The organism is Allocatelliglobosispora scoriae (genome assembly GCF_014204945.1).
Lineage (GTDB): Bacteria > Actinomycetota > Actinomycetes > Mycobacteriales > Micromonosporaceae > Allocatelliglobosispora > Allocatelliglobosispora scoriae.
In genome coordinates this window covers 62,908-84,775 of record NZ_JACHMN010000002.1, presented here as the reverse complement: position 1 = coordinate 84,775, position 21,868 = coordinate 62,908, and the positions used below count along the sequence as shown (strand labels likewise).

22 protein-coding genes are annotated in these 21,868 nt (G+C 70.9%); 14 read left to right on the top strand and 8 right to left on the bottom strand.

Features of this window, described 5'->3' with window-relative positions:
* Positions 1 to 6 precede the first annotated feature (6 nt).
* The 5 genes from F4553_RS06340 to F4553_RS06320 all read left to right on the top strand — a co-directional run bounded on the left by F4553_RS06340 (position 7) and on the right by F4553_RS06320 (position 4,374).
* A complete protein-coding gene (locus tag F4553_RS06340) occupies positions 7 to 399 on the top strand; it encodes a PAAR domain-containing protein (protein ID WP_184833438.1) in 393 nt (130 codons plus the stop codon).
* Complete coding sequence (locus tag F4553_RS06335; protein WP_184833436.1) at positions 399 to 800, top strand: gp25 family contractile injection system sheath assembly initiator; 402 nt, start codon at positions 399 to 401, stop codon at positions 798 to 800. Before F4553_RS06340 ends, F4553_RS06335 begins: the two co-directional genes overlap by 1 nt.
* A gap of 4 nt (positions 801 to 804) precedes the next feature.
* The gene (locus F4553_RS06330) at positions 805 to 2,760 is read left to right on the top strand and encodes a putative baseplate assembly protein (RefSeq protein ID WP_184833434.1); all 1,956 of its coding nucleotides are present in this window, start codon (positions 805 to 807) and stop codon (positions 2,758 to 2,760) included.
* 4 nt (positions 2,761 to 2,764) lie between these two features.
* A complete protein-coding gene (locus F4553_RS06325; RefSeq protein WP_184833432.1) occupies positions 2,765 to 3,322 on the top strand; it encodes a phage tail protein in 558 nt (185 codons plus the stop codon).
* A gap of 92 nt (positions 3,323 to 3,414) precedes the next feature.
* Entirely contained in the window at positions 3,415 to 4,374 is a 960-nt protein-coding gene (locus F4553_RS06320) for an NADase-type glycan-binding domain-containing protein (protein WP_184833431.1), read from the top strand.
* A 24-nt stretch (positions 4,375 to 4,398) separates the two neighbouring features.
* Here F4553_RS06320 and F4553_RS06315 read toward each other — a convergent pair whose 3' ends face one another.
* Positions 4,399 to 4,602, bottom strand: a complete 204-nt coding sequence (locus F4553_RS06315) for a hypothetical protein (protein WP_184833429.1) — start codon at positions 4,600 to 4,602, stop codon at positions 4,399 to 4,401.
* Positions 4,603 to 4,888: 286 nt separating this feature from the next.
* On the opposite strand from F4553_RS06315, the gene F4553_RS06310 reads away from it, so the two are divergent.
* The 3 genes from F4553_RS06310 to F4553_RS06300 all read left to right on the top strand — a co-directional run bounded on the left by F4553_RS06310 (position 4,889) and on the right by F4553_RS06300 (position 6,407).
* A complete protein-coding gene (locus F4553_RS06310) occupies positions 4,889 to 5,329 on the top strand; it encodes a VOC family protein (RefSeq protein ID WP_184833427.1) in 441 nt (146 codons plus the stop codon).
* Position 5,330: 1 nt separating this feature from the next.
* Positions 5,331 to 5,720: an MmcQ/YjbR family DNA-binding protein gene (locus F4553_RS06305; protein ID WP_184833425.1), complete on the top strand. Its 390-nt coding sequence runs from the start codon at positions 5,331 to 5,333 to the stop codon at positions 5,718 to 5,720.
* 144 nt (positions 5,721 to 5,864) lie between these two features.
* Positions 5,865 to 6,407 carry a hypothetical protein gene (locus tag F4553_RS06300; RefSeq protein ID WP_184833423.1) on the top strand — a complete coding sequence of 181 codons (543 nt, stop codon included), beginning with the start codon at positions 5,865 to 5,867 and terminating at the stop codon, positions 6,405 to 6,407.
* Positions 6,408 to 6,439: 32 nt separating this feature from the next.
* Here F4553_RS06300 and F4553_RS06295 read toward each other — a convergent pair whose 3' ends face one another.
* Positions 6,440 to 8,077: a SpoIIE family protein phosphatase gene (locus tag F4553_RS06295; RefSeq protein WP_184833421.1), complete on the bottom strand. Its 1,638-nt coding sequence runs from the start codon at positions 8,075 to 8,077 to the stop codon at positions 6,440 to 6,442.
* A gap of 18 nt (positions 8,078 to 8,095) precedes the next feature.
* A complete protein-coding gene (locus F4553_RS06290; RefSeq protein WP_184833419.1) occupies positions 8,096 to 9,187 on the bottom strand; it encodes a winged helix DNA-binding domain-containing protein in 1,092 nt (363 codons plus the stop codon).
* Positions 9,188 to 9,330: 143 nt separating this feature from the next.
* On the opposite strand from F4553_RS06290, the gene F4553_RS06285 reads away from it, so the two are divergent.
* Both F4553_RS06285 and F4553_RS06280 read left to right on the top strand, forming a co-directional pair.
* The gene (locus F4553_RS06285) at positions 9,331 to 9,927 is read left to right on the top strand and encodes a hypothetical protein (protein WP_184833417.1); all 597 of its coding nucleotides are present in this window, start codon (positions 9,331 to 9,333) and stop codon (positions 9,925 to 9,927) included.
* Positions 9,928 to 10,074: 147 nt separating this feature from the next.
* Positions 10,075 to 10,323 carry a hypothetical protein gene (locus F4553_RS06280; RefSeq protein ID WP_184833415.1) on the top strand — a complete coding sequence of 83 codons (249 nt, stop codon included), beginning with the start codon at positions 10,075 to 10,077 and terminating at the stop codon, positions 10,321 to 10,323.
* On the opposite strand, the gene F4553_RS06275 is transcribed toward F4553_RS06280, so the two are convergent.
* On the bottom strand, positions 10,320 to 11,585 hold the full coding sequence (locus tag F4553_RS06275; RefSeq protein ID WP_312875118.1) for an MFS transporter: 1,266 nt from the start codon (positions 11,583 to 11,585) through the stop codon (positions 10,320 to 10,322). The genes F4553_RS06280 and F4553_RS06275 overlap by 4 nt on opposite strands.
* 206 nt (positions 11,586 to 11,791) lie before the next feature.
* Here F4553_RS06275 and F4553_RS06270 point away from each other — a divergent pair, with 206 nt between their 5' ends.
* Entirely contained in the window at positions 11,792 to 15,502 is a 3,711-nt protein-coding gene (locus tag F4553_RS06270; RefSeq protein ID WP_184833413.1) for a family 78 glycoside hydrolase catalytic domain, read from the top strand.
* 295 nt (positions 15,503 to 15,797) lie between these two features.
* On the opposite strand, the gene F4553_RS41730 is transcribed toward F4553_RS06270, so the two are convergent.
* The 3 genes from F4553_RS41730 to F4553_RS06260 all read right to left on the bottom strand — a co-directional run bounded on the left by F4553_RS41730 (position 15,798) and on the right by F4553_RS06260 (position 17,212).
* The gene (locus F4553_RS41730; RefSeq protein ID WP_281394993.1) at positions 15,798 to 15,929 is read right to left on the bottom strand and encodes a hypothetical protein; all 132 of its coding nucleotides are present in this window, start codon (positions 15,927 to 15,929) and stop codon (positions 15,798 to 15,800) included.
* Positions 15,908 to 16,168, bottom strand: coding sequence for a hypothetical protein (locus F4553_RS06265; protein ID WP_184833405.1), 261 nt, complete (start codon positions 16,166 to 16,168; stop codon positions 15,908 to 15,910). The genes F4553_RS41730 and F4553_RS06265 overlap by 22 nt, the downstream gene beginning before the upstream one ends.
* 84 nt (positions 16,169 to 16,252) lie before the next feature.
* Entirely contained in the window at positions 16,253 to 17,212 is a 960-nt protein-coding gene (locus F4553_RS06260) for a hypothetical protein (protein WP_184833403.1), read from the bottom strand.
* 424 nt (positions 17,213 to 17,636) lie between these two features.
* On the opposite strand from F4553_RS06260, the gene F4553_RS06255 reads away from it, so the two are divergent.
* Together F4553_RS06255 and F4553_RS06250 are read left to right on the top strand one after the other, a co-directional pair.
* The gene (locus tag F4553_RS06255) at positions 17,637 to 18,677 is read left to right on the top strand and encodes a hypothetical protein (protein ID WP_184833401.1); all 1,041 of its coding nucleotides are present in this window, start codon (positions 17,637 to 17,639) and stop codon (positions 18,675 to 18,677) included.
* A 178-nt stretch (positions 18,678 to 18,855) separates the two neighbouring features.
* Positions 18,856 to 20,223 carry a carbohydrate binding domain-containing protein gene (locus tag F4553_RS06250; RefSeq protein WP_184833399.1) on the top strand — a complete coding sequence of 456 codons (1,368 nt, stop codon included), beginning with the start codon at positions 18,856 to 18,858 and terminating at the stop codon, positions 20,221 to 20,223.
* 48 nt (positions 20,224 to 20,271) lie between these two features.
* On the opposite strand, the gene F4553_RS06245 is transcribed toward F4553_RS06250, so the two are convergent.
* Positions 20,272 to 20,952, bottom strand: coding sequence for a DUF1345 domain-containing protein (locus F4553_RS06245; RefSeq protein WP_312875117.1), 681 nt, complete (start codon positions 20,950 to 20,952; stop codon positions 20,272 to 20,274).
* 71 nt (positions 20,953 to 21,023) lie between these two features.
* Here F4553_RS06245 and F4553_RS06240 point away from each other — a divergent pair, with 71 nt between their 5' ends.
* Positions 21,024 to 21,833, top strand: coding sequence for an arylamine N-acetyltransferase family protein (locus F4553_RS06240; protein ID WP_184833397.1), 810 nt, complete (start codon positions 21,024 to 21,026; stop codon positions 21,831 to 21,833).
* Positions 21,834 to 21,868 lie beyond the last annotated feature (35 nt).

Below are 21,868 nucleotides of genomic sequence, written 5' to 3'. Positions count from 1 at the left end.
GTGGCGATGGGCACACCGGTTGCGGTAGTCGGGGACCAGGTCACGGGCACCTGCCCGCTGCACCAGATCCCCAATCCGGCCAGCGGCGTTCCGCAGCCCGGGCCGCCGATGCCGTTCGCGGCTCCGGTGGTCACCGGCGCGGTCTCCACCGTGCTGGTCGGGGGCAAGCCGGTGCTGGTGGTCGGCGCGTCCGGCAACAACACCCCGCCGCACGTCGGCCTGCACGCCACCGACCCGTTCATGGCACCGCCGATGCAGCGCGGGGTGATCGTCAGCGGGTCGGCGACCGTGCTGGCCGGCGGCAAGCCGATCGCGACCGCCGCCAGCTCGGTCACGCTGTGCGCCGGCACGCCGGGCACGCTCGCCGCCACCGGCGCCACCGTGCTGGTCGGTGCGTGATGAGCGAGGACTTCATCGGGCGCGGCTGGCACTACCCGCTCGCCGCCGACCAGGCCGGACAGGTGCTGCTCGCCGGGGGCGACCGCAAGCTCGAGCAGTCGATCCGGCTGATCCTCGGCACCGCCTACGGCGAGCGTCCCATGCGGCCGGAGTTCGGCTGCGGCATCCACGACCAGGTGTTCGACAGCGTCGACGCGACGACGGCCGGCGGGCTGGCGGCCGCGGTCCGCTCGTCGCTGACCCGCTGGGAGCCGCGTATCGACGTGCACGACGTCACGGTGCTCAACGATCCGGACGACCCCGGCACCGTCCTGATCGACATCAGCTACACCGCGCACGGCCGCAGCGATCCCCGCAACCTGGTCTTCCCGTTCTACACCATCCCGGGCGAGGGGAGCTGATCCGATGTCGCTGCCCATACCCAGGCTGGACGACCGCAGCTTCCAGGACCTGGTCGACGACGCGAAACGGCTGGTGCAGCAGCGCTGCCCGACCTGGACCGATCACAACGTCAGCGATCCGGGCGTCACGCTGCTGGAGCTGTTCGCCTGGATGACCGACATCGTGCTCTACCGGCTCAACCGGGTGCCGGACCGGCTCTACCTGAAGTTCCTGGAGCTGGTCGGGATCGTACCCTTCCCGCCGACGGCGGCCCGGGTCGACGTCACCTTCCGGCTGACCGCGCCCCGCCCGGCGACCGTCACGGTGGCCGCCGGCACCCAGGCCGCCACGCGCCGCATCCACGACTCCGACCCGGTCGTCTTCACCACCGTCGAACCCCTCGACATCGTGCCGTGCGAGCTGGCGGCGCTCGGCACCGTCGACGCCGCCGGTCAGACCATCGACCGCACCACCGAACTCGAGCGCTCCCAGCCGTTCCTGTGCTTCTCCACTCCGCCGGCCCCGGACGAGTGCCTGCTGATCGGCCTGTCGGCGGCGACGCCGCGCTGCCTGGTGGCGCTGCGGATCGACTGCGAGATCCAGGGCCACGGCGTCGATCCGCGCTGGCCCCCGCTGAGCTGGGAGGCGTGGACCGAGGACGGCTGGCTGCCCTGCGAGCTGGAGCGCGACGACACCGGCGGGCTCAACGTCGCCGGCGACGTGCTGCTGCACGTGCCGGCCGGCCATGTGCGCACCCTGCTGGCCGGCTCGCTGGCCGGCTGGCTGCGCTGCCGGATCACCCCGACCGCCGTGGGGCAGGAGCCCTACAGCGACTCGCCGCGGATCGTGTCGATCACGGCACACACCATCGGCGGTACGGCCACCGCGGTGCACGCCGCCGTCATCGAGTCGGAGGAGCTGGGCGTCTCGTCCGGCGTGGCCGGGCAGCGGTTCCCGCTGGCACACCGGCCGGTCGTACCGGACCAGCCCGAGCCGGTGCTGGAGGTCTCACCGGCCGAACCGGTGGACGCGGACGACACGTGGCAGGAGTGGCGGCTGGTCGACACCTTCGCCGCATCCGAACCCGGCGATCGGGTCTTCCGGCTGGATCACCTGGCCGGCGAGGTCGAGTTCGGTCCGGCGGTCCGCCAGCCCGACGGCACGATGCGCCAGTTCGGTGCGGTCCCGCCCAACGGGGCCCGGCTGCGGGTGCGCGGCTACCGCGTCGGGGGCGGTGCGGCCGGCAACGTGGCTGCGCACCTGGTCACCGTGCTGAAGTCCTCGGTGCCCTACCTGCGCGGCGAGGTGGACAACCGGCAGCAGGCGCTGGGCGGCGTGGACGGCGAGACCATCGCCGAAATGCGCGCCCGGGCACCGCTGGCGTTGCGGGCCCGGGACCGGGCTGTCACCGCCGCCGACTGCGAGCAGCTGGCCCGGCAGGCCGCGCCGGAGGTCGGCCGGGTGACCTGCCTGCCGGTCACGGTGGACGATCCGGCGTTGCGGCTGCTGGTGGTGCCGCGGGTGCCGACCGACACCCCGGTGTCGTTCGCCGATCTGGTCCCGTCGCCCGAGCTGCTCTCCTCGATCGCGTCCTATCTGGAGCCGCGCCGGATCGCCGGGACCCGGCTGCTGGTGGTGCCGCCGGTCTACCAGGCGGTCACGGTGGTGGCCACCGCGCGAGCCCACGATCGCCACCGCGCGGGCGCCGTCGAGACGGCCGCGCTGGCGGTGCTGCACCGATACCTGCATCCGCTGGCCGGCGGCCCGGACGGCACCGGCTGGCCGTACGGCCGCTCGGTGCACGTGGGGGAGATCTACGCGGTGCTGCAGCAGGTCACGGGGATCGAGCTGGTGGACGACGTCAAGCTGTTCCCCGCCGACGCGGTCACCGGCCGCCGGGGCGAGCCCGCCCGGCGGATCGACGTCGCGCCGAACGCCCTGGTCTTCGGCTACCAGCACGTGCTGAAGGTGGAGGTGTAACCGGATGCGTGGCATTGTCACAGGCCTGCCCAGCCCGTACCCGATGGGCGTCCGGCTGCCGGCGATGTACGCCGACGACGAGCTGGCCCAGGCCATCACCGCGGCCTGCGACGAGGTACTCGCCCCGGTGCTGAGCGTGTTGGACAACCTGCCCAGCTACCTCGATCCGCTACTGGCTCCACCCGACTTCGTCGCCTGGCTCGGTTCGTGGATCGCCATCGAGGCACCGGCGTCGCGGTCGGAGCTCCCCGACGGCCGGTTGCGTTCCGCCGTCGCCGCCGGCGGTGGACACCTGCGCCGAGTCGGCACCCCGGCCGCGATCGCCGCCGAGGTGGCGCTCGCCGCCAGCGTACCCGTCGAGGAGGTGGACGTGGCCGACTCCGGCGGCGTGGCGTGGTCGCAGGACCCGGCGGCGGTCCTGCCCGGCCAGCAGACGCCGCGGCTGGCCGTGCGGATCCGGGTCCCGGACCCGGCGACCGTGGATATGTCCGAGGTGGAGGCCGCGATCGCGGCCGTGAAGCCTGCCCATCTGCCGCACACGATGACGGTGGTACAGCGATGATCATTTGTAGGAAATGCGGACATCGGAACACTGACGCCGACCAGTGGTGCACGAATCCCGGCTGCGGGGCCTACCTGGCGTTCGAGGGCGCGGTGGCGCAACCGACGGGCTCCGACCAGCCGCAGCCCCCGCCGGAGCCGCTGAACGACGATACGCTCGACCGGCTCAAGGCCGTCCCGCCGACGCCCCCGCCTGCGCCGCCACCACAGCCCAGCCAGTACCAGCCGCAGCCGCCGTCGGCCGGCAGGCCACCGCCGGTCGCGCCGTTCCAGGCCGAGACGGGCATCCCGCCGGTGCGGCCGGGTGAGACGGTGTGCGCCAACTGCCGCTGGGGCAACGACCCGACCAGGACCTTCTGCCGGCACTGCGGCAGCCCGCTGACCGGTGGCGGCGTCGTGCCCCCACCGCCACCGGCCGGACCCCAGTACGTCCAGAGCGCGCCCCGCGGTCCTCGGCGCTGGCCGTGGATTCTGGGGGCCGTGCTCGGCGCGATCGTGCTGGTGCTCGCCGGAGGGCTGCTGGCCCGCGCGCTCACCAACGGCGGCACCGTGGCCGAGGAGTCCTCGCCGTCGGCCAGCCCGAGTCCGTCGCCGACGCCGAAGGGCCAGGAGGTGCCGGGTGACGACATCGTCGCCCGGGCGTCCACCTCTCAGCCCGACGCCGAGGCCCAGTACCTCATCGACGGTGACGAGGACACCTACTGGGCCGCCAACCCGACCGAGTCCAACCCTGACCCGATCCCACGGCTGACCTTCACCCTGAAGTCATCCGACGGCGCGCGGGTGGTCCGGATGGAGGTGGTGTCCGGCGGCCGGGAGGGCGAATACGATTCGCGGCCGCGGCCCAAGGACATCTGCGTCCGGGTCGACGCCGGCGACTGCATCGAACACGAGCTGGAAGACTCGCCGGACGCGCAGGAGATCCGGGTGGACGCTGCCGAGCCGGCGAAGCAGATCGAGATCGAGATCAAGTCGGTCTACCCGGCCACGCAGGACGGCGGTGCCGCCGACAACGTGACCATGCGCGAGGTGCGCCTATACGCCCAGCCGTGACCACTCAACCTCGATCACCCGGGTTCACTCGCCGGGCACGGCCGTCGTGTCGCTGATGGACCAGTGACCGACCTCGCGGTATGCCGAGTCGTAGATGCCAGACCCCGCACCGGGCTTCAGCTCCATCTGGCCGACGCCGCCCGCCCAGTAGCGGAGGATCCGGCCGAGCTCCGCGGCCACCTCGTCGCCGGGCATCTCACTGATGTCGACCTCGAGCACGAACTTCACGGCGATCCCTCCTGTTGATCCGAGGATCCGCCCGGCGTTCCGGCACGGGCGGAAGCGCGTAATATACCGGCGACCACGGCCCTCGGGGCGGCTTATCGCGTCGGGCTTGTGAGGGAGTGACACGTGCCGGACACCTCGTTCGGCGAGCGCCGCGCCTCTCCGCCGCCGTCGCGTCCCGGTTTCCTGAGGTTGCTCGCCCGGGACAGGCCGGGCATGGTGGCGTCGAGTGCGATGCCGCCGGAGGCTTCTCAGCGTGGCTGTCGGTGGGTTGGGATAGCGTCGGGACATGGTGTTCTGGCAGCTGACCATCGACGCGAACGACCCGGCTCTGCTGGCGCGGTTCTGGGCCCGGGCGCTGGGCTACCAGCCGGTGCCGCCGGCGGAGCCGGCGACGACCTGGCACGAGCTCTACCGCGCCCGGCTCGGCGACGACGCGGCCTTCGACGACCGGCTCTTCGACCCGGAAGGGCTGCGCCCGCCGATCTGGTTCCAGGAGGTGCCGGAGACCAAGGCGGGAAAGAACCGGCTCCACCTCGATCTCTACCCGACCGGCCGGGACCGCGCGCTGTCGGTGGAGCGACGGATCGAGATCGTCGAGGCGACGGTCGCCGAGCTCGTCGAGCTGGGCGCGAGCGTGCAGAGCCGGACCCGCGACGACGACCCGGAGGACCCGGTCTACTTCGTCGTCCTGCACGACCCCGAGGGCAACGAATTCTGTGTGAGTTGACGTGGCCACGTGGGATGACGTCAGCCGGCTCGCGGCGCTGCTGCCCGAGATCGAGGAGAGGTCCGGGGAGCACTCCGAGTGGCGGGTGCGCAACAAGCCGGTCGCCTGGGAGCGCCCGCTGCGCAAACGCGACCTCGACGACCTCGGCGACGCCGCGCCGCAGGGCCCGATCCTGGCGGTGCGGACCACGCTGGTCGAGAAGGAGGCTCTGCTCGCCGAGGACCCGGCGGTCTTCTTCACCGTCACGCACTTCGACGGCTATCCGGCGATCCTGATCCGGCTGGACCAGATCGGCGAGGCCGAGCTGCGCGAGGTGCTCACCGAGGCGTGGCTGATCCAGGCGCCGAAGCGGCTCGCCGCCACGTTCCTGCGCGACCCGGCAGCCGGGTGACCGGAGCGGTCGGGAACAGTTCCGCTCAGCGGAACGCCGCCTTGCCGCAGTCAGGGGGTGCGGGTGTGCTTGGCGAGCACACGGTCTCCCGGCGGTGACGATCCAGGTGCCGCCGGGGGTTCCTCCTGACCACCGAGGAGCGCCATGAAACGCATGTCCCGATGGATCAGCACCGCCGCTGTTCTGGCTGCGGTCGCAGCCGTCGCAGCCGCCGGACCGGCACCGGCGTACGCGACCGGGAATCTGGTCGCCTGCACCCTGCCGAGCTCCGAGTCCACCACCTTCGATCCACCGATGACCGCCACCCCTACGCCCACGATGGTGACGGTGGACCGCACCTACTCATCGTGCGTCTCGCTCAGCCAGCCCGCCGTCGTCTCCGGCACCTACGCGGGGTCGTTCCTCCGGCCGACGCAGAGCTGCGTCACCCTGCTCGGCGGGGGTAGCCGGATCTTCACCATCACCTGGAACACCGGCCAGACCTCCACGCTGACCGGGACCTCCAACAGCAATATCGTCGGAGCAGCCATCGTCAACGTCACCACCGGCACTGTCACGTCGGGTCTCTTCTCCGGCGCGTCCTTCACCCAGACGGTGACCACGCCCTCCCTGGCGATCACGTTCTGCACCCTGGGTCTGGGGACCGTGGCCTCAGCGACCGGACTGGTCGAACTTCTCATCGTGTGACCGCATCGGCGGACATCACCCTCGAGCTCTCGTCACCTGTCCAGCTCGAGGGTGAGGACGACGAGATCGTCCTGCTTGCCCGGGGGAGCGTTGCGTGCCGACGCGGTGAAGACGTCGGCGATCCGGTCGGCGGGGGCGTCGCCGAGCTGCTCCAGTAGGCGCGTGGCCTGGTCTTTCGCGGAGGTCTGATGGTCCTCCACGCCGTCGGTGTAGAAGACGATCGACTCTCCCGGTGCCAGCACCAGGCTGGTCTCGCCGAGACGGATGTTGGGGAACCCGCCCAGCAGCGTGCCGTAGCTGTCGGTGGCTGCGGTGGCGGTCCCGGCACGGCGGACGATGGGTGGCGGGTGTCCGGCGAGGGCCAGGTCGACGACGAGTCGCCCGCCCTGGGGGCGCAGCGTGGCGAGGCTGACGGTGACGAACCGGTAGTCGTGCAACTGGGCGAGCAGTGCCTCGTTGAGCAGCGTCAGCAGCCGCTTCGGGCTGTGCTCGTGCAGCGCCAGGGCTCGCAGCGTGGCGCGGGTGAGGCTCATGACGACCGCGGCCTCGGGTCCCTTGCCGCAGACATCGCCGACGACCACCAGCCAGGTGTCGTCGCCGATGGGGAAGAGGTCGTAGAAGTCGCCGCCCACCTCCGTGCCGGCACCGGCCTGGTACCGGGCGTGCACCGTGACCCCGGGGATCGGCGGCAGGGTCTGCGGGAGCAGGCTCTGCTGCAGCGTACGGGCGATGTGGGCCTGGTGCTGATAGCTGCGTGCGGTGTCGATGGCACGGGCCACGCGCTCGCCCATCTCGCGGGCGAAGACGACATCGTGGTGGCTGTAGGTCCGGCGTTCCGCCGTGTCCAGCAGGACGAGCGCGCCGATGATGTCGTTGCCGATCAGCAGCGGCACCACGAGCCCCGACCGGTAGGGCCAGGGGCCGAACCGGGTCTTGCCGCGCCGCGTGGCCGGGTCCAGGATGCGGATGCTGCGGTTGCGCAGCGCGGCGGGGACCGACTCGAAGCCCGCGCCGGTGTCGATCCGGGCCGCCGGGGTGGCCGTCGACGGCGTGGAACGCCACCAGCGCTGTGGCTTAGCGGCCCGTCGCTGGGCCCCCGCGAGAATCTCGATGCCGTCCGCCTGGGTGGTCAGGACGGCCGCGTGGGTGAACGTGCCGTGATCGACGATGGCGGCGCAGACGGCGTGCAGGTTGGTCGGCAGGTCGAAGGAGGCCGCCAGCATCCTGCTCGTGTCGGCGATGAGGCCGAGGCGCCGGTGGGCCGTCTCGGTGGTCTGATGCGCTCGCTTGGAGACCGCCCTGGTCTGCTCGGTCCGTGCCATCAGCGCCGCGATCACCCAGCTCAGCACCACGAAGAGGCCCAGGTCGGCGGCGTTGTCCTTGCTGATCTGCGACAGCGAACCGATCGGTGTGATGACGAACAGGTCCAGCATCAGGGCTGAGACCGCCACCGCGACGGTGCCGGCCGCCAGCCGCCCCACCAGCGCCGCGATGACGACGCACAGCACGTAGAGGAGGGACGGAAACGTGCCGAGGGCGCGGGCGTCGGCGAGCAGCGTCGCTCCCGCGGGCAGCGCGAAGGCGAGGATCAGACCGGTGATCAGGCGCAGCACGCTACCGGGCCACCACAGGCCCTCGGTACGCGAACTGTCCTCCGGTGCCCCGATCACACGGGGAGTATGGCAGTCTCAGCCGCCGACGTCGACGCCGGTGAGGGCGATGCCCCGGAAGGCGGCGAGGCGTTCGGCCTGCTCGGTGACGGCTGCCCGGGTCGCTGCGGACAGCCTGTGCCAGGGCTGGACGGCGACGGTGAACTTCCGGCCGGCCTTGCGGGGACGCCAGGTGCCGACCAGCTCGCCGTCGGCGAGGACGGCGCCGGGGCGGCCCAGCACCGGCCACAGCTCCTTGGCGTGGGCGGCGTCGGGCACCACCGTGGCGCGGTCCTTCGCCTGGAGGAAGAGGTCGAAGGGGCCGAGCAGGCGTACGCCCTCGACCTCGGCCGCGTGCAGGGCCTTCTCGTCGGCGGCGAGCAGCGATCGCTTCTCCCCGCCGACCGTCACCTCGACGATGTCGTCGGGCCAGTGGGCAGTGACGTCCTTCACGGGTGCGTCGAGGTAGTCGGCGACGTGCTTGGGGGTGGCCGGGCCGAGCAGACGCAGGTAGGCACGGATGAGGTCGTGCCGGTCACCGGCCGTGGCCGCCTTGCGGAAGCCGGGGATGCGCTGCAGGACCGGCGGCGAGGTGTCGGGCTGGAGCTCCAGACCGGCCCGCACGGCGGCGAGCCGGAACGGCATCTCGTAGAGGTGGGTGGCGTTGCACGGGCGGCAGAACCGCAGGTAGGGCTCGGTCATCACCTTGGCCAGCCGCCCGGAGGCGTCGCCTTTGACGGTGGGGTCGGTGACGATGTCGCGCAGGTGGGCGGCGACATCGTCGAGCGCGGTGAGGATCTCGATTCCGGCGGCCTTCAACGGCTTCGCCGCGTCGTAGATCCGCTTGGCGGCGTCGGCCTCGGAGAACGGCTCGACCGCCGCCGCGACCTTGCCGGTGTCGGCGCGGCGGTAGAGGTGGGGTGCGCCGCGGACGGTCCAGAGCGTGATCAGGTCCTTGCCGGTGAGCGCAGCGACATCGACGCCGCGGCAGGCGAGGGCCCAGCGGGCACCGTCGGGGCCGGTGTCCTGCACCCCGATGTCGAGTACGGCGGTGTGGCCCACCGTGCCGCGCGCCCGGTCGAGCTGCTGGGCGTGTATCCGGAAGGCCAGCACCCGCTGACGATCAACCATGCCTCCACCCTAGGACCGAGTGGGCATTCGCGCCGGGAGGTGGCTCGGCCGGACACCATCCGTCGCGTCCGCTCGGCCGAACGTCAGAGCACCGCCGTATCCGAGGCCGACGGGCGGTCGGTGTGGGCCTCCATAATGTACGAATGCAGCTTGATCAATCACCGTCGGCGCCGCGTCCCTCGTTCTGGACCAGCTTCGCCGGTGTCCTCACCGCGATCGCCGCCCTGCTGTCGGCGCTGGTGGCGGCGGGGACGCTGATCTACCAGGTGGTGGGAGACGACGATGCTCCCGTCGCAGCGGTGGACTCCGCTCCGGCGTCGGCGAGACCGGAGGCCGACCCCGCCACGACGGCACCGGACACGTCCGCCCCGGTGGAGCCGGTCGGCGGGCTGCCGTGGACCGGCCCGCTGACCTTCGACAACAGCGGCGTGGACTTCGACGTGACTCCGCCGAGTTCCCGCCTGAGCACGGGGATCGACGTCTACGACGGCGGCGGGCACATCGTGGCCTACGGTGTGGGGCTGAAGAACGTCGCCCGGTGGAATCAGGCGGCGGCGCCGACGGCTCGCGACTGCGCGGATCTGCTGCGCTCACACGGTGTCAGCCAGGCGGCGTTCGACCAGGGTGCGGTGTTCTGCGTGCGGACCCGCGGCGCCGGGCGCATCGTGGCGGTGCGGTTCGTCAAGCCCGTCGAGGGCGGCTACGAGATCCAGGCGACGATCTGGCCGGCGCAGGAGTGATTCGGCCGGATCGGGCTCGCCACCGGGTGCGGCGGCGAGCCCGACAGGTGGATGACGGCGGTCGCGGGGGCGGTGGGCCGCTCGGCCGCTGCCGGGGATGGCATTTGACTGATATCTTTCTATCAATCGATAGAAGGGACGGATGCTGTGCGCGCTCTCCTGAGGTCATCCCTGGCGGCGCTCGGCATCGCCGCGGCAGTCGTGGTTCTGCCGGCGAGCCCAGCCCAAGCGGCGTGGTATGAGATGGGCCCCTACGGCACGCTTGCGCAATGCGATGACGACCGGGCGTACTTCAACAGTCTGGACGACTACTACGCCCAAGCCTGTCGCTACCAGAACAGATCCGGCACGCTCTACGACGGCTACTACTTCAATCTGTTCTACCAGGACGCCTAGGGTGCTGAATCGGCGACCGCAGCCCTCGCTGCCGGGCGGCGGGTCGCGGCGTAGAGGCCGAGCAGGATCAGCGACAGCAGGACCAGGCACAGCCCGAGCGCGTCCTCGCCGAATCGGTTGATCAGCACGCCGACCCCCGCGGGCAGCAGGGCGCCGCCGAGGCCCGACGCGCCGATCTGCACGCCGACCACCCGGTCGACGTGCGCCGCGCCGACCCGGTCGGCGGTGGTCAGCATGAGCAGCGGGAAGACCGGTGCCGCCGCGAACCCGACCACCATGAGGCCGATCACGGCGAGCCAGCCCGGTCCGGGAACGGCGATCAGTGCCGAGCCGGCGAGCATGCCGAGCAGGCTGCCGACGAGGATCCGGACTGTGCCGAGCCGCTCGACGACGAAGCCCTGCACGACCCGGCCCACGAAAAGGCTCGCCCAGTACGCCGAGACGCAGACCCCCGCGACCGCCGGGCCGAGACCGCGTCCTTCGGTGAGCAGCAGGAACGCCCAGAGACCGGCGGCGATCTCGATCGCGACGTAGACGGCGAACATCGCCGCGCTGAGCCACACGGCCGGAATCGAGAGGGTGACCGCGATCGGGATCGGTGCCGCTGTGGCGATCGGAACCTGCGGGTCGACCGCCTGCGGCTCCGCTCCGGGTCCGCGCTGGGTCCACAGCTTCGCGGAGACGGCGAACGCGACCGCGAGCAGCGCCTGCCCGGAGGCGACGATGCCGTATCCCCAGTGCCACGACAGCCCGCTGCTGAGCACCGCGGTCATGATCAGCGGTCCGATCGCCACGCCGAGGCCGAAGAAGGCGTGCAGCCAGTTCATGTGCTTGGGTCCGAAGGCGCCCGCGGCATAGGCGTTGAGTCCGGAGTCGATGGCTCCGCCGCCGAGCCCGGCGATCAGGGCGCACGGGACGAGAAAGCCGAGGGAGGGCGCCAGGGCGTAGCCGGTGAGGGCGAGGCTGGCGAGTGCCGTACTCCCGGCGAGCAGGCGCCCGACGCCGAGCCGGGCGATGCTGAATCCGGCCGCGACGCTGGAGACGAGGTAACCGGCGGTGCCCGCGAAGAGCAGGATGCCGACGGTGTCGGTGGCGACGCCGAACTCGTCGGCGATCGACGGCCAGCCGACGCCGAGCAGCCCGTCGGGCAGGCCGAGGCTGATGAACCCGAAGTAGCCGAGCAGCAGCAGCGACGTGCGGATGACCGGCACCGCGGCAGGAGTGGGAGCGGTGCCGGGGGCGTCGGGCTGCAGCGGGGTCACCGAGTGATCTTGGCACACTTCTGTGCCAACCAGGTCGGCAGGTTTCGCGAGTATTTCGTCGATGTATTGACTCCAGGTTGGACGGCACCTATGGTCTCAGCACCGACCTCGCAATGAAACGTTTTAATCCATCCGGAGCATCGACGAACATCGTCATCGTCCGGTCGATGGTCGCTGCTCAGGCCCTGACGTCCCCAGGAGTTGCCATGTCAATCCCCGCACTGAAACGGCACCGGCGATGGCTCACCGCCGCCGCTGCCTCCGTCGTCCTCGTCTCGTCCGGCATCGCGATCGGGACAACGCCCGCCCAGGCGGCGGCCCCGGTCAGCCTCTCCGGTGCGCACTGGCTCTGGTACCCGGAAGGCGCCCCGGCCACCGGCGCCCCGATCGGCGACCGGTACTTCCGCAAGACCTTCACCGCGCCGTCCGGCACGATCAGTGAAGCGCAGCTCGTCCTCACCGGCGACGACACCGTCGACGTCTGGCTCAACGGCACCCCGATCGCCGGGTCCACCCGGGCGACGGACTCCTGGAAGCAGGGCCTCTACCTCGACCTGCAGTCCGCGCTCGTCGTGGGCGGCAGCAACACCCTCGCGATCGTCGCCCGCAACACGTCGGCGAGCCCGGCGGGGTTGATCGGGCGGGTCAGGATCGTCGGCTCCAGCACCCTGGACCTGATCACCGACGGCTCCTGGAAGGCGTCGCAGACCTCACCGGCGGGCTGGGAGCAGCCGGGGTTCAACGACGGCGGCTGGCCGACCGCCGCCGACCTCGGCGCATACGGCATGGCGCCGTGGAACTCCGATGTCATCGCTCCCGAGAACACCTCCGCGTCGGGGCTGGGCGTCGCGAGCGCCACGACCGAGCACCGGGTCAACCCGCTCGGCGTGGACGCGGCGAAGCCGAGGTTCGGGTGGAAGCTCTCCTCGGCGGCGCCGCAGCGGCAGGGGGCGTACCAGGTGATCGTGGCCAGCACCAGCGCGCTGGCCGGCAGCAACACCGGCGACGTCTGGGACAGCGGCCGGGTCGCGAGCGCGACCTCAGTCGACGTCGAGTACGCCGGACCCGCGCTCATGACGCTGCGCCGCTACTTCTGGCGCGTCCGGGTCTGGGACACCCAGGGCCGTGCCGGTGCCTGGAGCGGCACCCAGAACTTCGAGATGGGCCTGCGAGCCCCCGGCAGCGAGTGGCAGGGCGCGTTCATCGGACAGCCGGTGACCTCGGCCGGGCTGACCGGTTCGAGCTGGATCTGGTACCCGGAGGGCGATCCGATCGCGGGCCTGCCGCCGATGACCCGCTTCTTCCGCAAGACCTTCAGCCTCGCCTCGGCCCCGGCGGGCGGCTCCCTCGTCGTGACCGGTGACGACACCGCCGATGTCTGGGTCAACGGCACCCAGGTCAGCACCTCGGTCCGGGCGACGGACTCGTGGAAGCAGGCCTCGGTCGTCGACCTCTCCGGCCGGCTGCGGTCGGGCACCAACTCGATCGCGATCTCCAGCCAGAACACCACCCAGTCCCCGACGGGCGTGATCGCCCAGCTCACGATCCCCGGCTTCGCGACGGTCAACACCGACGCGAGCTGGAAGGCGTCGCAGACCAACCCTTCGGGCTGGGAGCAGCCGGGCTACAACGACAGCGGCTGGGTCGCCGCGCGGGCGCTGGTCACCTACGGCAGCGGTCCGTGGGGTGCCAACGTGCTCATCGGGAAGGTGTCGCCGCTGGTACGCAAGACCTTCGCCGTCAGCAAGCCGGTCGCGAGTGCCCGGCTGCTCACCACGGCGCTGGGCCTGCACGAGACCCGGCTCAACGGCGCCAAGGTCGGCAGCGACGTGCTCGCACCGGGCTGGACCGACTACACCAAGCGGTTGCAGTACAAGGTCTACGACGTCACGTCGCAGATCCAGCAGGGCAACAACGCCCTGGGCGCGTGGCTCGGCAACGGCTGGTTCTCCGGCAGCCTCGGCATGGCCGGTTCGCAGCGATACGGCACCCAGCCCTACTACGCCGCGCAGCTGCACCTCACCTTCACCGACGGCACGACCTCGGTGGTGAAGACCGACAGCACCTGGAAGACCGCCGCCGGTCCGATCCGCGCCGACGACCTCTACATGGGTGAGACGGTCGATGCCCGCCGCGCCGTCACCGGGTGGGACTCGGCGAGCTTCAACGACGCGGCGTGGGGCGCGGTCACCGTCCGCACCGGCACCCTGCCGGCGCTCGTGTCGCAGGTCGACCCGGGTGTCACGGTGCAGCAGCAGTTCACCCCGATCGCGGTGACCCAGCCCCAGGCCGGGGTCTGGATCTTCGACATGGGCCAGAACTTCACCGGCTGGAACCGGCTGCGTGTCACCGGCGACGCCGGGACCACGGTCACCATGCGCCACGGCGAGATCCTCAACGCCAACGGCACCCTCTACACCGCCAACCTGCGCGTCGCCGGGCTCGCCACCGACAGGTTCACCCTCGCCGGAACGGGTGGCGAAGAGGTCTTCGAACCGCGCTTCACCGTGCACGGCTACCGGTACGTCGAGCTCACCGGCTTCCCCGGCACCCCGACCGCGAGCACCGTCACCGGCCAGGCGGCCTGGACCTCCGGCTCGCAGCTCGGCACCCTCACCACCTCCAACGCCATGCTCAACCAGGTGCAGAAGGCGATCGTCTGGGGTCAGCGCTCCAACATGCTCTCGATCCCGACCGACTGCCCCAACCGCGACGAGCGGCTCGGCTGGACCGGCGACATCGCCAGCTTCGCCGCGACCTCGACCTTCAACGTCGATGTCGCCGGGTTCCTCGACAAGTTCACCGACGACCTCACCGACGCGCAGCTCGCCAACGGCGCCTTCACCGACACCGCACCCTACGTGTGCTGCGGCGCGGGCACCGCGGGCTGGGGCGATGCGGGTGTGATCGTGCCCTACACGCTGTGGCAGCGCTACGGCGACATCGCCGTCGTCCGCGACCACTTCAGCAACATGACCCGCTGGGTGGACTACCTGCGCAGCACCGCCGCCGCGGACCTGATCCGGGACCAGGGCGGCTACGGCGACTGGCTCAACGTCAACGACGACACCGCCCGCAACATCATCTCCACGGCGTTCTTCGCCCACGCCGCCAGGCTCGTCTCGGAGATGGCCGCGGCGACCGGGCACCCGAGCGAGGCCACCACCTACGGCAACCTCGCCAATCAGATCGCCGCCGCCTTCACCAGCCGGTTCGTCTCGGGTGACGGCACGGTCGCGGGCAACACCCAGACCGGCTACGTCCTGGCGCTCGCCTTCGGGCTGCTCCCGGCGAACCTGGTCGGCCCGGCGGTCAACAAGCTGGTCGCGAAGGTCGCCGCCAGCGGCGGGCACCTCACCGTCGGCTTCCTCGGCGTGGAGAACCTGCTGCCGGTGCTCGCCGACAACGGGCGGGCCGACATCGCCTACCAGATCCTGCTGCAGCCCGGCTTCCCCGGCTGGGGCTACATGCTCAGCCGCGGCGCGACCACGATCTGGGAGCGCTGGGACGGCATCCGCACCGACGGCAGCCTCAACGACGTCGGGATGAACTCCTTCAACCACTACGGCCTCGGCTCGGTCGGCGACTTCCTCTACAAGCAGGTCGGCGGCCTGGCACCGGGCAGCCCCGGCTACAAGTCGCTGGTCGTCGCGCCGAAGGTCGGAGGTGGTCTCACCTCGGCGAAGTCGGCCTACGAGACCCCCTACGGCCAGGCGGTGAGTGACTGGACCAGCTCCGGCGGAACGCTCACACTGCGGGTCACGATCCCGGTCGGGACCTCGGCGATCGTCAAGGTCCCCGCCTCGTCGGCGGCCGCGGTGACGGCTCCGGCCCAGGCGGTCTCCTTCGGCTACGCCGCCGGCGCCGCCGTCTACCACCTGCCCTCGGGCAGCTACACCTTCACCACCCCGGCCTGACCTGCCCACACGCCTGCGCCGACCCGTCACCCCGGGTCGGCGCAGGCTTTTCCAACCCCGCAGTGGGTACGCGCACCGCGCCCCCACGATCGCCCCCGCAGGATCGCCGTGCGGGCTCACCGTTGCCCCAGGATCGCCGCAACTCTTCAAGAGTTGGTCCTATCGCGGACCTGGCGCGGACCTGTCGCGGGGTGAAGCGAGCCCGTGCTGAGGTGATCACAACGCGATCGACCTCGACGATGTGGTCGTGCTTCTCAGGACCAACTCTTGAAGAGTTGCGGCGACCTTGGTGGGGCTACACGGTGGCGATCTCGAAGTGCGCCGGTGCGGTCCGGTCGGTGGGTCCGCCCAGCGCGATCAGGTCCACATCGGTGGGTTGAGCCCGCAGCCCGGCCAGCGCCCGGGTCAGCGGATCACGGACAGGCACGTGGCGTAGACGATCGCGTCGATGTCGGCGAGCCCGTCCCGGGCCGCGATCTCCGCGACCGCCGCCCGTGCCAGGTCGTAGGCGGTGTCGCGCGGTGCGCAGACGTGGTGCCACTGGAAACCGGCGGCTTCGAGGTCCGCCGGAGCGGACCGGAGCAGTCCCGCCGCCGCCGACTCGCGGAGGTGCCGCTTCTGCGAGCCCAGGGCGTGGGCGAACGATCCGACGTAGATCCCATCCATGGGTCCCATGCTTGTCCCGGCACATCGGACGAACATGAGTATGGATACTCAGAAGTTACTGGTGGCCCGCCCCGGGTCGGGTGCTCAGTCCTCGTCGCTGAAGCTCCACCGCAGGCCGTACGCGAAGCCCTGCCCGAGGTCCGTGAACTCCCTGGTGTACTCGTCGGCGAGGTCGAGCGGCTCCGTCGTCTCACCGGTCCACCGGCCCGCGAGCTCCGAGGGCGAGAGGTGGTCCAGCAGCCACACCGCCGCGGGCCGGTGCCGCCGGTCGAACCGCACGGTCAGGTGGAAGGTCTCGCACGCCACCAGCGGAACGAAGGCGTAGTGGTCCCGGATCGGCTGCTGTGGCGGCACCCGGAGGACCATCGTGAAGGTGTGCTCCTCGCCCAGCGACAGCGGGCGGTCCAGGAGCAGGACGAACTCGAAGTGCTCCCCGCCGTGGTCCGGTGAGCTCTCCAGCGTCGCCCCGTCGGTGACCTCGGCGTGGAGGACGGCGGGAGCCGCCGCACCGACCACGGTCGGCAGGCTGAAACGCACCGACACCCGCTCCACGTTGTTCTGCAACGCCACGATGGTACGGCGCTCGACCAGCTTCCGGGCGGCCTCGTCGAGCTGCAGCTCCGAGCGGAACTGCCGGACCCGCCAGCCCTTGGCCGGGTCCCGTTGCAGGTCCTCGCGTCGGCATGCCTCCTCGGACAGGCGGGCGAAGGCGTCCCGTACCCGGCGCCGGGCGGTGCGGACGCCACAGGTGAGCGTCGCGGCGAGCATGTCGACGCGGCCGGTGAGGGTCGTGTACTTCTTGGCGTCGATCGCCAGCGCGTACCTGATCGCCAGCCGCAGCTCGTCAGGGAAGTCGGTGATGAGCACCGCCAGCTGCGAGGTCAGCCGGTCGCGGACGTCGGAGTCCGATCTCCCGCCGGGCTGCAGGCCGAACAGGGAGCGCAGGCCCGGGCCCAGCTTGCCGTAGAGATCGGGGGACTGCAGCGCGCGGCCGTGGCGCAGTCGGACGAACTCCCTGACAAGCTGCTGGTAGGTGATCGCCACGCCGAATACTGACGGACGTGCGACGGCTGGCCACTGCCGCCGTCCACCCGCTCCAGCATGGCCGGTGGTTGGCCACCGCCCGGGACGCTGGTGCGCGAAGATTGCACAGCTAACCGCGACGTCACGCCTACGCTCCGTAGGCGACGTGCCCCGCCCGCTGTGCCTGCGGCCAGTGTCGGCGGATTTTCTGCGCCCGCCTCACGAATGGCCGCGCATTGACCACTTTTTCACGTTCGCCCCAGACATCATTTCCGCATCGGGACGCCAGGCCCGGCGCCTGCTCCCGCTGCTTCGGCAGCGTGCGGCAGCGCCGGTCGGGAAGTCACCCGAGAGCGCAGCGGGGCGACGACCTGCCGGCCGGAGACGTGGTGCCTGTTCCGTCGTGATCACTGCGAAATCGTTTACATAAGGAGTCGAAGTGTCCATGAGCGATCAGTCGCTCGACGACAGGCGGTCCGGACCGTGCGGGCCAGCGGATCTGCGCGAGCTGGCGAGCACCGGCGGGCTGGCACGACGGGCGGCGTGCGTTCTCGGGGAGGAGCGCATGAGCCTGGTAAGGGAGGCCTACGAGGTGGTGTGGCCGGTCGTCTTCCAGCGGATCACCCGCCGCGTCGAGGCGGGCCGCGGCCACCACACCTGCGCCATCTCCGTCCGGCATCTCGCCGACGGGTGCCTGGACGGCTTCCATGACGATGTCGAAGCGGTGGTGGAGCACGTACTCACCCACGCGACGATGCCCATCCGCGACCTGGAGGCATGGGTCGCCAGCCGCCTGACGGTCGCCACGGTGGACGCCCATCGGCGTCGCCGCGGTCAGCGTGGCGCGCTGCAGCGCCCGCGCCTGCCGAAGTGGCTGGCCCAGGCGCTCGGGAACGATCCGTGGCCGCGGGAGCTCGCGACCCAGATCCTCGTCTGGGCCGGCGTCACCGCGACCGCGGGCACGGCGGTCTGGCCCGTCGACAGGTGGGCTCAGCGCCGCGCCGAGGTCACCGGTGACACCGTCGGCGCCGATCCGGCGCTCGTGCGTCGCGAGATCGAGACGGTCCTGCGGGTCATGCAGGGCAGGCCCGCCTGGTACGCCAAGTACGTGGAAGAGCCGATGGGCCGCAAGCCGATCGTGGCCGGGATGCTGCTGGGCGACGAAGGCCTGGGCAACCGGCCGGTCCCCGCGTCGGTGCGCGACGACCGCCGGGAGCGGGCATATACCGGGCTCGCGGCGATCGCCGTCGACCAGATCGCGGCCCGCCTGCACCGTGGTGACGATGTCGCCGTCATCACCGCGGTCACCGTCGAGGTGCTGGGGCTGGTCTTCGGCTCGGACATCGGTGCGGTCGACCTGGACCAGCCGCCGCACGGCTCGACGGCTGAGGGGGAGGCCGTGGCGGGCCTGCTCGCCGACCCGGCCGCGGTCGAACGCATCGTCGCCGCCGTCCGCGCCATCATCGAACCTGGTAACCGCCTCTGATGAGGGATCCTACTGCGGAGAGCCCGGCCGTGGCTCTCCGCAGCTAGGGCCCTTGCCGCCACTGGGGATTCCTCACAAACCGCCGGGCGGGGTTGACTCAGGCCTATGTGGATAGATCGACTGGATGCATCGTCAACGGTGACGTTCCTCATCGATCCACCACACAGGGGAGAAGACCTTGTTGCGACTCCGACATCTTGCCTGGCCGGCGGTGCTGACCGCGGCCGCCGTCATGGCGGCCGGCGCCCCCGCCTACGCCCACCACCGCGGCGGGTCCGAGCCCACTCTGCCCTACGCGCAGCCCGCGACACCGCCGAAGCGGGGCTGCACCACGGTGGCGAATCCGACGGCGCCGACCGGCAGCACCCCGGCCGTCGAGGTCATCTACGCCTGGCACGACGGCGACGGAAACCACTACGAGGAGTCCGTCGAGCAGATCGCGCGGATCGTCGACCGGATCGACTGGTTGATCGACGAATCGACGAACTACGACCAACACCTCAAACTCAGCTGCCGGTACGCCGACAACGGCACCTACGCCGACTACGCGCACGCGCTGGTGGTGCCCGAGAAGATCGAGGCCGGAGCCAATCCCTACACCGCCTCGTCCACGGTGCGGTCGGACCTGATCGGCACCGGCTATGACGACAGCAACCGCTACTACCTGGTCTTCACCGACTTCGAGTCCGACTCGGACGCCTACCAGTGCCCGACCACCGGTGGCAACCCGGTCACCGGCCACTGCTCGGCCGTCGTCGAGCTGTGGGACAGCGGTGTCGCCGGGCACGAGTTCTCCCACGTCCTCGGCGCGGGGCACGCCTGGTCCGGCGAGTCCGGCGGGGCCTATTACGCCGACATCATGTACGGCTGGTGGGACTACTGGATGGCCGACCAGGACTTCAACACCTACTACGACCCCAGCGAGACCACCGCGAGCTTCTACATCGACCCCTACCCGTCGACGACGACCGCCAACATCGCCCGGCATCCGGCCCTGACGACGCCGACGTGCTGTGACACCGGTTTCAGCAACGACCTGCTCACCGCGCAGGAGCGCACCGCGGAGGCGACGGCTCCCGGCACGGCGCCGACCGGCTTCACGTTCACCGGCAGCGGTTCCAGCATGGCCGTGACCCCCGCCTGCGGTGTGACCGGTGTGTCCTGCACCTACTACGACGGGCGGCGCTCCATCCAGGTCAGCGTCGGGGGAGCGGCTCAGGCGTACCTGGCGGTGTCGCGCCGCCCCGCGGTGACCGTGGGCCTCACCTACAAGTTCTTCGCCCGACTGCGCTCGGACTCCGCGAAGAACGCCCGGCTGGAGCTCGGCTGGTACAACTCCGGCGGCACCCTGCTGTCGACCAGCACCAGCACCGACATCGCCCTGACCACCGGCTGGGAGGAGCGGGCCTTCCAGGCCACCGCACCCACCGGTGCCGCCACGGTCCGGCTGCGGGTGACCACCCCCACCGGGCAGGGCACCTTCACCTATCAGGTGGACAGCCTCCTGCTCAACACCTGCAACCCGACCTGCCGTCCCGGGGTCTGAGCACACCATCCCGTCCCCGGTCGGCAGTGATCAGTCGGCCGGGGACGGTCAGCTTCCCAGGACGTTCACCGCTCGGGCGATCACGAGGGCGACCGTGACCAGGGAGATCGCCGACTCGAACATCATCGCGAGCTTCGCCCAGCGCGACAGCGGCATCGTGTCGGTCGGGCTGAACGCGGTGGCGTTGGTGAACGAGACGTAGAGGTAGTCGAGGAACTCCGGCTCCCACTCCTCGTCGGCGAGGTCTGGCGTCGCCATCTGCGGGAAGAGGAAGTCGGGCTTGTCCTTCCGGTTGGCGGCCCGGGCAGCCGGCCCGCCGCGGTCGAGCTCCCAGTACCACAGCGCGAAGACGATCACGTTGGTGAGCCAGATCGCGCCACCGTTGCGGACCAGCTCGACTGCGCTGAGGTCGTGCTTGCCGGAGATCATGTCGTAGCTGAGCAGCACGACCGACCAGCCCGTCGCGAAGGTGGCGACCCCGACGATCAGCAGGCCCAGCAAGCGCAGCGCCCGGGATTCGCGATTGATGCGGTAGGGGTTGGCGACCGCCAGCACGACGAGGATCGCCAGCTCCAGGGCCGGGATGATCCACCAGGGCTGGAACGCGTACTGCCGGGGTGCGAAGTACTGCAGCAGGATCAGGGCGACGACGGCGAGCCCGACGCCGATCCGCTGCTCACCCTCGGTGACGCGCTGCCAGGCCGGGGTGCGACTGCTCTCACTGGACACCCCGCCATTCTGCGCCATCATCGGCGTTGAGGCGTTCAGCCCGGTCGTACCCGCGCGGTAGCCTTCGCCGTGTGGACGGTGGACTGGTCGATGCGTACCTGCGGCGGCTCGGCGTGACCGGGGCGGCCCCGTCGCCGCAGTTCCTGGCCCGGCTGCACGCGGCGCATGTGGAGCGGGCGACCTACACCAACCTGCAGATCATCCGCAGCGCACCGGTCGGGATCGAGCCCGTCGAGGCGGCACGGGAGATCGTCGAGGGCCGTCACGGCTACTGCTTCCAGCTCAACTCGGCCTTCGCCTGGCTGCTGGAGGCGCTGGGGTTCACCGTCACGCTGCACAGCGGACTCGTTCCGCACGTGCCCAAGTACGGCCAGGACAGTCCCGCGCTGACCCACCTCACGATTCTCGTGCACGACCTGGACGGCACCTGGTTCGTCGATGTCGGACTGGGCGACGGCATGTCCGAGCCGCTGCCGTTGCGGGCCGGCAGCTATCGGCAGGGCCCGTTCGAATACCGGCTCGAGCCCACCCCGACCGTCGACGGCTGGCGATTCGTGCACGATCCGCGCGGGTCGTTCGCCTACATGCAGTTTAGCACCGCACCGGTCGGCCTCGCCGACTTCTACCCGGCGCATCGGCAGCTGTCCGGTGCGGCCGGTTCGCCGTACAAGAAATATCTGCTGGCGCAGAGCCGGCGGCCGGACCGGGTGGAGACGATGCGCGGCTGCGTGTTCACCGTGCTCGGGGCCGACGGCCCGACCCGGCGGGTGATCGATGACCCTGAGTCCTGGCGGGCCACGCTGGTCGAGCTCGGCCTGGCCGATGACGGGCTGCTCGACCTGTGGCCCGACGCCCGGGCCGCCAGTCTCCATCTGTGGTAAGAGTGGCTTTGAGCACCTCAGCGGCCATCCACCAT

Bases quoted from the DNA above. Each gene is read 5' to 3' on its own strand.
- F4553_RS06340 (WP_184833438.1), top strand. From the start codon at position 7: ATGGGCACACCGGTTGCGGTAGTCGGGGACCAGGTCACGGGCACCTGC.
- F4553_RS06335 (WP_184833436.1), top strand. From the start codon at position 399: ATGAGCGAGGACTTCATCGGGCGCGGCTGGCACTACCCGCTCGCCGCC.
- F4553_RS06330 (WP_184833434.1), top strand. From the start codon at position 805: ATGTCGCTGCCCATACCCAGGCTGGACGACCGCAGCTTCCAGGACCTG.
- F4553_RS06325 (WP_184833432.1), top strand. From the start codon at position 2,765: ATGCGTGGCATTGTCACAGGCCTGCCCAGCCCGTACCCGATGGGCGTC.
- F4553_RS06310 (WP_184833427.1), top strand. From the start codon at position 4,889: ATGGTGTTCTGGCAGCTGACCATCGACGCGAACGACCCGGCTCTGCTG.
- F4553_RS06300 (WP_184833423.1), top strand. From the start codon at position 5,865: ATGAAACGCATGTCCCGATGGATCAGCACCGCCGCTGTTCTGGCTGCG.
- F4553_RS06290 (WP_184833419.1), bottom strand. From the start codon at position 9,187: ATGGTTGATCGTCAGCGGGTGCTGGCCTTCCGGATACACGCCCAGCAG.
- F4553_RS06285 (WP_184833417.1), top strand. From the start codon at position 9,331: ATGCAGCTTGATCAATCACCGTCGGCGCCGCGTCCCTCGTTCTGGACC.
- F4553_RS06270 (WP_184833413.1), top strand. From the start codon at position 11,792: ATGTCAATCCCCGCACTGAAACGGCACCGGCGATGGCTCACCGCCGCC.
- F4553_RS06265 (WP_184833405.1), bottom strand. From the start codon at position 16,168: ATGGATGGGATCTACGTCGGATCGTTCGCCCACGCCCTGGGCTCGCAG.
- F4553_RS06255 (WP_184833401.1), top strand. From the start codon at position 17,637: ATGAGCGATCAGTCGCTCGACGACAGGCGGTCCGGACCGTGCGGGCCA.